The organism is Halothiobacillus sp., assembly GCF_028710545.1.
Lineage (GTDB): Bacteria > Pseudomonadota > Gammaproteobacteria > Halothiobacillales > Halothiobacillaceae > Halothiobacillus.
The window spans coordinates 56,287-64,826 of the sequence record NZ_JAQTTX010000004.1 but is presented as its reverse complement, the minus strand read 5'-3'; the positions used below and the strand labels follow the sequence as shown (position 1 = coordinate 64,826).

9 protein-coding genes and 2 tRNA genes are annotated in these 8,540 nt (G+C 54.5%); 5 read left to right on the top strand and 6 right to left on the bottom strand.

Annotation, left to right across the window (positions count from 1 at the left end; all coding sequences use genetic code 11):
* A partial coding sequence (locus PHD44_RS01410; protein WP_300187183.1) for a redoxin family protein occupies positions 1–1,175 on the bottom strand: 1,175 nt, incomplete at its 3' end.
* Between the two features lie 144 nt (positions 1,176–1,319).
* On the opposite strand from PHD44_RS01410, the gene abc-f reads away from it, so the two are divergent.
* From abc-f to rpoH, 3 genes are all read left to right on the top strand, one after another.
* Entirely contained in the window at positions 1,320–3,224 is a 1,905-nt protein-coding gene (gene abc-f / locus PHD44_RS01405) for a ribosomal protection-like ABC-F family protein (RefSeq protein ID WP_300187180.1), read from the top strand.
* Between the two features lie 26 nt (positions 3,225–3,250).
* Positions 3,251–3,583 (top strand): DUF167 family protein, encoded by a 333-nt coding sequence (locus tag PHD44_RS01400; protein ID WP_300187178.1) that lies wholly within the window; start codon positions 3,251–3,253, stop codon positions 3,581–3,583.
* Between the two features lie 125 nt (positions 3,584–3,708).
* The gene (gene rpoH / locus PHD44_RS01395; RefSeq protein WP_300187176.1) at positions 3,709–4,584 is read left to right on the top strand and encodes an RNA polymerase sigma factor RpoH; all 876 of its coding nucleotides are present in this window, start codon (positions 3,709–3,711) and stop codon (positions 4,582–4,584) included.
* A 48-nt stretch (positions 4,585–4,632) separates the two neighbouring features.
* Here rpoH and PHD44_RS01390 read toward each other — a convergent pair whose 3' ends face one another.
* Positions 4,633–5,280, bottom strand: a complete 648-nt coding sequence (locus tag PHD44_RS01390; protein WP_300187174.1) for a MarC family protein — start codon at positions 5,278–5,280, stop codon at positions 4,633–4,635.
* A 137-nt stretch (positions 5,281–5,417) separates the two neighbouring features.
* Between PHD44_RS01390 and PHD44_RS01385 the strand changes: the two genes are divergently transcribed.
* Positions 5,418–5,981: a phosphatidylethanolamine N-methyltransferase gene (locus PHD44_RS01385; RefSeq protein WP_300187172.1), complete on the top strand. Its 564-nt coding sequence runs from the start codon at positions 5,418–5,420 to the stop codon at positions 5,979–5,981.
* A gap of 260 nt (positions 5,982–6,241) precedes the next feature.
* Here PHD44_RS01385 and PHD44_RS01380 read toward each other — a convergent pair.
* The 4 genes from PHD44_RS01380 to PHD44_RS01365 all read right to left on the bottom strand — a co-directional run bounded on the left by PHD44_RS01380 (position 6,242) and on the right by PHD44_RS01365 (position 7,743).
* Positions 6,242–6,315: transfer RNA gene (locus tag PHD44_RS01380), tRNA-Cys, on the bottom strand.
* A gap of 4 nt (positions 6,316–6,319) precedes the next feature.
* Positions 6,320–6,395, bottom strand: a tRNA-Gly gene (locus PHD44_RS01375).
* Between the two features lie 66 nt (positions 6,396–6,461).
* Positions 6,462–6,962: an Rrf2 family transcriptional regulator gene (locus PHD44_RS01370; RefSeq protein WP_300187170.1), complete on the bottom strand. Its 501-nt coding sequence runs from the start codon at positions 6,960–6,962 to the stop codon at positions 6,462–6,464.
* 370 nt (positions 6,963–7,332) lie between these two features.
* Positions 7,333–7,743 carry a DUF1249 domain-containing protein gene (locus PHD44_RS01365; RefSeq protein ID WP_300187169.1) on the bottom strand — a complete coding sequence of 137 codons (411 nt, stop codon included), beginning with the start codon at positions 7,741–7,743 and terminating at the stop codon, positions 7,333–7,335.
* 83 nt (positions 7,744–7,826) lie between these two features.
* Here PHD44_RS01365 and PHD44_RS01360 point away from each other — a divergent pair, with 83 nt between their 5' ends.
* On the top strand, positions 7,827–8,483 hold the full coding sequence (locus tag PHD44_RS01360) for a lytic transglycosylase domain-containing protein (RefSeq protein ID WP_300187167.1): 657 nt from the start codon (positions 7,827–7,829) through the stop codon (positions 8,481–8,483).
* The last annotated feature ends 57 nt before the right edge of the window (positions 8,484–8,540 follow it).

Genomic DNA, 8,540 nt, shown 5'->3' with positions numbered 1-8,540 from the left:
CTGGTTTGCATGTTGATTTGCCGAATGGATGAGGATTCGGGATCGGCTACATACAAATTGTGATCGTGGTAGGCCAAGCCGCTTGATTGGGCGAATTGGGCCAGCAGGCGCTCGCCATCGTGCAGGCCTTCGTCACCCGTACCGGCGAACGCATCCAGTGCTCCCGTCTTGGGTTGGTAGCGCCAGACTTGGTGATCCCCGGCCATGGCAATGAACAAATCCCCACCCGCAGCTTCAAGCCCCCAGGGCGAATTCAGAGCCGTATCCAAGGCGGATGAGTTCACTTCGTTGAGAAAAGCACGCTGACCGTTACCCGCTACGGTGGTAACTGTCTGGCTGGAAAAATCGATGCGCCGAATCCGCTGGTTATCGGTATCGGCCACATACAGAACGTTGTCCAGCCAGGCGAGTCCTTGAGGACGATCGAATTCAGCCACAGCAAAACTGCCATCGGCGAAACCCGTTTTGCCATTGCCGATGGTGGCCATCAGTTTGCCGGTGCGGTCGAAGATGCGTATCTGGTCATGGCCGGTATCGCTGATGGCGATACGTTGCCCACTAACGGCAATTTTGGTCGGCAGGACAAAAAAGTGATTGTCGGCATTCAATGGTTTCAGAGGCAGCTTCGGATGAGTGAGTGCGTGTGCCTTACGGGCACCATCGACTGCCGCTTCGACAACGGGGACCATGTCTGCGTAGGGCCGTTCGCCGATGAAACTGTGCAGCACCTTGCCTTTCGGGCTGAGCAGCAGCATCGTCGGCCAGGCGAACACACCGTAGTGTTTCCACCACGTCATGTTTGCATCGATAAATACCGGTTCGTCAATATGAAAGCGTCGCAGGAAGGGCGTCATGTTATCTGCTTGCTTTGAAGCCGAGAACTTCGGTGAGGTGACGCCCACTACCAGCAGATCGTCGCCGAATTTTTGCTTGAGCTGCTGTTGAATTGGAATCATGTGGATGCAATTGATGCAGCCGGGCGTAAAGAAATCAAGCAGAACCACCCGGCCTTGCAATTGGGAGCCAGTCAGCGGTTTGCTCACATTGAACCACTGCGTCTGCGCCGGGAAGGGCGGATAACCCGACGCGTTGGCAGCCGGCGGCATAAACCAGAGCATCAGGGCGATGACGGGCAAGGCAAGCAGCGGCAAAAAAAGCGGGCGAATTCGGGGCATGATCTTTCCTCGATTGGCAATGATTTGAATCATAGACTGAAACAAAGCTAATTATTTCCAAAGGCTATTCATTCATGCAGAACGGCAAGGTGGTGCAAAACCCCTTACACTATGCGCCCATCCTCCTGAAAGTCTGATTGTTCCATGCCATTACTTACCGTCGAGCGTTTACATTTTGCCCTGGGTACCCGCGTCCTGCTCGATCATGTGGGGCTGACGGTGGAACCCGGCGAGCGCATCGCCCTGATCGGGCGCAATGGCATGGGCAAATCGACCTTCATGAAGATTCTGGCCGGTATCGTCCGTGCCGATGAGGGCGAGGTGCGCCTTGAGCCCGGCGCGCGCATTGCGTATTTGCAACAAGACCCGCAGATGGATTCGACTGCGAGCGTGTATGCCACGGTGGCCGAAGCCTTGGGCGGCATTGAAGCCACACTGACGGCCTATCATGCCTGTATCGAAAAGCTCGGTGCGGGCGATGATTCGGTTATGGATGAAATGGCGCGTCTGCAACAGCAGATCGAGGCGGTCGATGGCTGGTCGGTGGCGCAGCGGATCGACGAGGTCATCACACGCCTTGATCTTGATCCCGATGCCTCGGTCAAATCGTTGTCCGGCGGGGCGAAACGCCGGGTGCTGCTCGCGCAGGCGCTGGTGGTGCAGCCCGATGTACTGCTCCTCGACGAGCCAACCAACCATCTGGATATCGCCAGTATCGAATGGCTGGAAGGCTTGATTCGCAGCTTTTCCGGCGCGGTTATCTTCATCACCCACGACCGATCCTTCCTGCAAAATCTGGCCAACCGCATCCTGGAGCTCGATCGCGGGCAGCTCACATCCTGGCCGGGCGATTATCAGAACTATCTGCGTCGGGTCGAAGAGCGTGAACACGCCGAACAAATACAGAACGCCGAATTCGACAAATTCCTGGCCGAGGAGGAAGTGTGGATTCGTCAGGGCGTCAAAGCCCGGCGCACACGAAATGAAGGTCGGGTACGACGCCTGGAGGCCTTGCGGGAAGAACGGGCCGCCCGCGTGAACAAGCAGGGCAAGGTGGAAGTGGCAATCGCCAGCGCGCGGACTTCCGGGAAAATCGTGTTCGATGGTGAGCACATCAATAAAACCTACAATGGCAAGACCATCCTTAAGGACTTCAGCTTGCGCATCCTGCGGGGTGACCGGATCGGTCTGGTCGGTCCGAACGGCGTGGGTAAAAGTACGCTGATCAAGCTGATTCTCGGCGAAATTCAACCGGATAGCGGCACTGCCCGACAAGGCAGCCAGTTGCAGGTCGCGTACTTCGACCAGCATCGCGCGCAATTGCGTCCTGACTGGACGGCCTTGCAGAATGTTTGCGACGGTGGTGACCGCATTGATGTTCACGGCCAAAACATGCACGGCATCGGTTACTTGCAGAAATTCCTGTTTACGCCGGAACGTGCGCGCACCAAGGTCGAGTCTCTCTCTGGTGGGGAGCGCAATCGCCTGCTGCTGGCGCGTCTGTTCGCGCAGTCGGCCAACTTGCTGGTGCTCGATGAACCCACCAACGATCTTGATCTCGAAACCCTGGAAGTGCTGGAACAGGTGCTGCTGGACTTCGACGGCACCTTATTGGTCGTAAGCCATGACCGGGCATTCCTCGACAATGTCGTCACCAGCCTGCTGGTGTTCGAAGGCGAAGGACGTGTGCGCGAAGTGGTCGGAACCTATGAGGATTGGCTGGCTATTCGTGATCGGGAGTATGCGCAGCAAAGCGCCATGGTGCCGAAACCAGTTACAAAGACTACTGCTGGTACAAATACGGTCAGTGACTCAAGGAAAGATGGCCTTAGCTTCAAGGAACGGCACGAACTGGCGGCCTTGCCGGAAAAAATAGCGGCATTGGAAAACGAACAGGCGGAGCTTACCGCGCAAATGAGTGATCCGGCATTCTATGAGCAGCCCGACGACAAGACCGCGCCCGTTCTATCGCGCATGGCCGCAATTGACGACGAACTGGCCCGGTTGATGGATCGCTGGAGCGATCTGGAAGCGCGAGCGACAGAGTGATTTAGTGCGGCGTGAGCCAACATAAAATGAGTGCCACAGTAGAAGCGGATTTTTTTCACTGGCAGGATGACAGTCTGATCCTGCGGCTCAAGGTGCAGCCCAGGGCTAGCCGGAATGCCTGGGGTGAGGTCATCGGTGATCGGATCAAACTGTATCTGACCACGCCACCCGTCGATGGCAAGGCCAATCAGGCGGTGATCGCCTTTGTCGCCAAAACCTTTTCGGTGGCAAAAAACCGGGTGGTTATCCGTCGTGGAGAAACCAGTCGGGATAAGGAAGTCGTCGTCCAGTGGCCCCCAACGCCGAAAGCCGGTTCATCCGAGGCCGAAATCTTGCTGCGGCAAGCCCTGCAGGGATAGGCAACGGGTGGTACATACGAGGCCTGATCTGTTAGGGAACTTTCGGGTTGGCTATCGGTCGAAGGCTGATGATAGAATCAAGCCAATTGAAAAAATACGTTTCCCCAACTGAGGTACGCACACTAATGAATACCGCCCAACATCCTGTCATGCCCCGCACCCTGCCGGTGGTAGGGGATTCGTTGCAGCAGTATCTGGCCGAAGTGCGCCGCATTCCGCTTCTGACTGCTGACGAAGAACAAAAACTGGCCGAACAACTGAAATCGACCGGCGATATCAATGCCGCGCAGAAGCTGATCATGTCCCACCTTCGCTTTGTGGTGCATATTGCTCGCGGATATCGAGGCTATGGTTTGCCGCTTTCCGATCTGATTCAGGAAGGCAATATCGGCCTGATGAAGGCCGTCAAGCGCTTTGAACCGGAGCAGAAAGTGCGTCTGGTCACGTTTGCCGTGCACTGGATTCGCGCAGAAATTCACGAATACATTCTGAAAAACTGGCGTATCGTGAAAATTGCGACCACCAAGGCGCAGCGCAAACTCTTTTTCAAGATGCGTCATATGAAGAGCGGTCTGGGCTGGCTGACAGCTGATGAAACACGTGCCATTGCGGCCGAGTTGAACGTGCCGGAACGCGAAGTGGTGACGATGGAATCCCGCCTGTACAGCCACGACATCGCCATTGATGCACCCTTGTATGACGATGGCGAACATGAAGGCGGCGGGCCGTCCTACGAGCAGATTCTGGTCGATCAGCATCAGGTTTCGGTCGAAGATATGACTGCTCAGCGTGATGAGGATGATCGTGTCACTGCTATGACTCATGCGTTGCACGATCTCGATGCCCGTAGCCGCGACATCCTTGAGCGTCGTTGGCTGCAAGAGCCCAAGGCGACACTGCAGACCTTGGCCGATGAGTATCAGGTATCAGCGGAGCGGGTTCGTCAGATCGAAAATGCGGCGCTGAAGAAACTCAGGCTGGCTTTACCGACACCCCAATAACCAGGCGGGGGCTATCGAAAAACCGGGGGCGTCCAATCTCCGGTTTTTTTATGAGCCGAAAATCCCCGATTGGTGGACGCCATCAAGAATCATCTGCACGCCAATCACGGCCAGGATCAGACCCATCAAACGAGTGATGACGGCGACGCCATCACGGCCAATGCGCGCCAGAATCCGTTCCGAGAAAATAAAGGCATAAAAGGTCACAGCACAAATGGCAGTGAACATCAAAATGGTGACACCGATTTGCAACCAGTGCCCGCTCGGGGAGTAGCTCATGGCTGTGGCAATGGTGCCGGGGCCAGCCAACACCGGAATGGCCAGCGGCGTGATGGCGATGTCACTCTGCGTGCTATCCACTTCACTACCGGATTCCGATGGGATCTGCTTGGGATGCGACACGCGCGAATTTTCCCCGTGCAGCATTCGGAAACCCACCATGGCGATCAGCACACCTCCTGCTACCCGTAATGCAGGTAGGGTGATGCCGAATAATGAAAACACCAGTGGGCCGAACAGGGCGAAAGTCAGCACAATGAAAAATGCCGTGCGCACCGCGCGCCAGGCGACATGGCGCGTGGTGGCTACGCCCATGTCGGCCGTGAGCCCCAGAAAGATAACGGCATTGGCGACCGGGTTCATCATGGCTAGAAAGGCCATGAATGCGGTCAGCGCATGGTGGATCAAATCTGGCAAGGGCTGGTTCCTTTCGATTGGGTTGAATTGATTTCTGCACAATATACGTGCATTAATATGACCTCACGGTTCAGACTGGTAAAGTCAGTGCCGAGTTTCACCACCGCTTTTGCGGCATTTAGTTTGGCCGAGGTTTTATGAGCCGTACCCGAGAGTGGTTTAATTTTGCGCGTGAATTCATCAGGCATCCACGTCACACAGGGGCAGTGTGCCCCAGTTCGGTTTACCTCGCACGGCAAATGGCCGCACTGGTGCCAGAGGGCAAAGGCAAAGTCATTGAACTCGGACCCGGAAGTGGCCCGATGACACGGGCGCTTCTGCAACGGGGTATCGAGCCGGATGATCTGATTCTGGTGGAACGAACCGATTCCTTCGCGCAGCTCCTGCGGCAGCGTTTCCCCGGACTCAACATCATTCACGGTGATGCCTGTGGGTTATCCCAACTCCTGAGTGGAATCGAGGCACCGATCCGCGCGATTGTCTCCAGCCTGCCTTTACGTAGCATGCCCTCGTCCGTCGTGCGACAGATCAGCCGGGAAATCAATCAGATTTCCCAACCGGGTACGCGGTATATTCAATTCACCTACCATCTACATGATAACAAGCTGCCGTTTATCGGCCCGTTTTCCTGTAGCGAATGTCATATTGTTTGGCGAAACTTCCCCCCCGCACGGGTCGACGCCTTTGATAGGAAAGGTTGATTCCAGCGTTGCGCCTTGTTTTTCCTACGGTTTGATCGGACAAGGTGTGGTTGACCGGTCAGGAAAGTGTTTTAGCATCTTGTTTCAGGCTATCGATCAGTCTCAATTGCAGAAAATGATCAAAGTATGCAAATTTTGTAGACGAACTTTGCTTGGCTTCTAGATAAATGAACTTTGTCGTTTTGGTGTTATTTTTTTAAAAAAATATGGGGCCACCTCAAAAGTTTTTCGAGGTGGCCAATTTTTTTCTTTGAATTTAGTGGAGGCTGGACCCGGAATCGAACCGAGGTAAGCGGATTTGCAATCCGCGACATAACCACTCTGACATCCAGCCAATTTGGAGCGGGAAACGAGGTTCGAACTCGCGACCTCAACCTTGGCAAGGTTGCGCTCTACCAGCTGAGCTATTCCCGCAAACAGGGGCAGAATTATTCATGGATGAGGGCTTTTTGTCAATCACCCTTCGGGTGTTTCTTGGTTTTAGTAACCTGCTCCCGTCGTGTTTGTGGGGGCATGCTTCATACTGTGCTCCCTTATGGCTTGGGCCGAGTCGTTTTCGGGCCGGTTTTGAGTGGGCTTCTGGTTTTCGACGAAGCGAGACAGGTTAACCGTGTCCAAGAACAGGTAAAGCTCTCGTGAAAACTCATTCCATTTGTCCTGGGCGAAATTGCGCTTATCGGGACAGGGTTTGCCGAATGCTTCGAGGCGTTCTTTCCGGCAACGGTCATCTATTGCATCGGCGATATCGGCTATGGTGATCTGTTCCGCTGGTTTGTTCAGGCGATAGCCACCACCCGGCCCGCGTGTGCCGATGACGAGTTCTGCCTGACGCATCTTGGAAAAGAGCTGTTCCAGATAGGAAATCGATACGCCTTGTATGGCAGATATTTCAGCAAGTGAGACGGTGTTTTGCTCATTGGATCGATTGGCGAGGTGGATGAGCGCGGTCACTGCATGGCGGCATTTTGTTGTGAGTCGCATGGTGGTTGTACCTCAGCTTTATATAATTGACTTGAGGGTACCTCGAAAAACCTACTGAACGCGGGCTTGCGCCTGCTGCGCATTAAGCTGGCGGCAGCCCGCTGTCCGATTGCGGCGCGTCCTGTTCTCGCACCCTTCCGCCATCCATGGCGGAAGCCCTGCCGGGTGAGGCGCTTGAATTCGCGTGCTCGTTTACGCGGGCTTACGCCTGCTTCGCATTCAGCTGGCGTAAGCCCGCGCCTCGCCTATCTACTTGATATGTCTCGTTGCTCACTGTGCGGCTCCTTGCACTCAAACATGCTCATGACGGTTTTTCGAGGCACCCTTGAATCAATCATAGCTGAGTAATTTACTCTGGAATAGGGGGATTTTACTCGCCAGACAGGATATTCAGTTGTTTGATCAGCCAGTTTTTAAGCAGCTGGTTGCGTTTGAACTGCAGTTCTGTGCACTTGCCGGCTTGATTCTGCAGGCATTGGTCTCTGTGAACCGAGTCGAGCAATTCGGCAGTTCGGGCATCGTGATACACCCGTACTTTAAGCTTCAATGGGCGATTCTTGTTGCCCATGACGAGTTGGTCCGTGAACTGGATATCAAGGGTAAATTTGCTCTTGGAGATGATTTTTGAAGTGACATTTGCATTCCATGGGCACTCATCGCCACTTTGAAGATGCCGCAAATCTCCGAACAGCCGCCGCATGAGGATGTAATTTTGCTCATAGGCTTCCATCAGTTGGTCGAAAGTGCCCGAACGATATAAGGGGATGGTGTTGGTATTCATGAGCGCTGTTGTGCCATACAATGCGGATAAAAGGGTCGCGGGTGTCTTGTGATCAGTGATGCGATGATTCGAGAGGTTAGGGCATGATGGATTGCCAAATCAAATTTAGTTTTAACCGACGAGTGGTGGGCGCTATTTTTTTCTTCGGTCTGCTGGCGGCAGTGACATCTTCCGCTGCGCGGGCGGATGTGTATGTGCATCGGGATGCCAATGGTGTGGCACACCTGACAAACGTGACTCCGCCGAAGCATTCAGGCTACACGTTGTTTCAAAAAAGTGCATGGACAGCGCCCAAGGCTTGGCATGATGGTTTCAAGGTGCTGCCTCGCCTAGATGTTCATACGTATGACGATGAAATCAGACATTACGCCAAGCAGTATGGCGTCGATCCCACGCTGGTGCGTGCCGTTATGCACGCAGAAAGTGCGTTCAACCCGAATGCATTGTCGTCAGCCGGCGCCGGTGGCCTGATGCAGTTGATGCCGCAAACAGCCGCTCGATTTGGTGTCGCTGATCGGTTCAATCCAAATGAAAACATCGCAGGGGGCGTCGCTTACCTCGCCTTCTTGCTGGATTTGTTTCATGGCGATCGGAAACTGGCAGTGGCGGCTTATAACGCAGGCGAAGGCGCTGTACAGAAGTATTCTGGCGTACCGCCGTATAACGAAACACAAAACTATGTGACACGCGTGCTCGATTTGCAGCAGCGTTATGTGGCCAAGGCGGAGCAGGCTCAGTAGCAGGGGCTTTGTCCGATCCTGCGGTGCAAGCGCCTTTAACCGATGAGAATAGCCCCG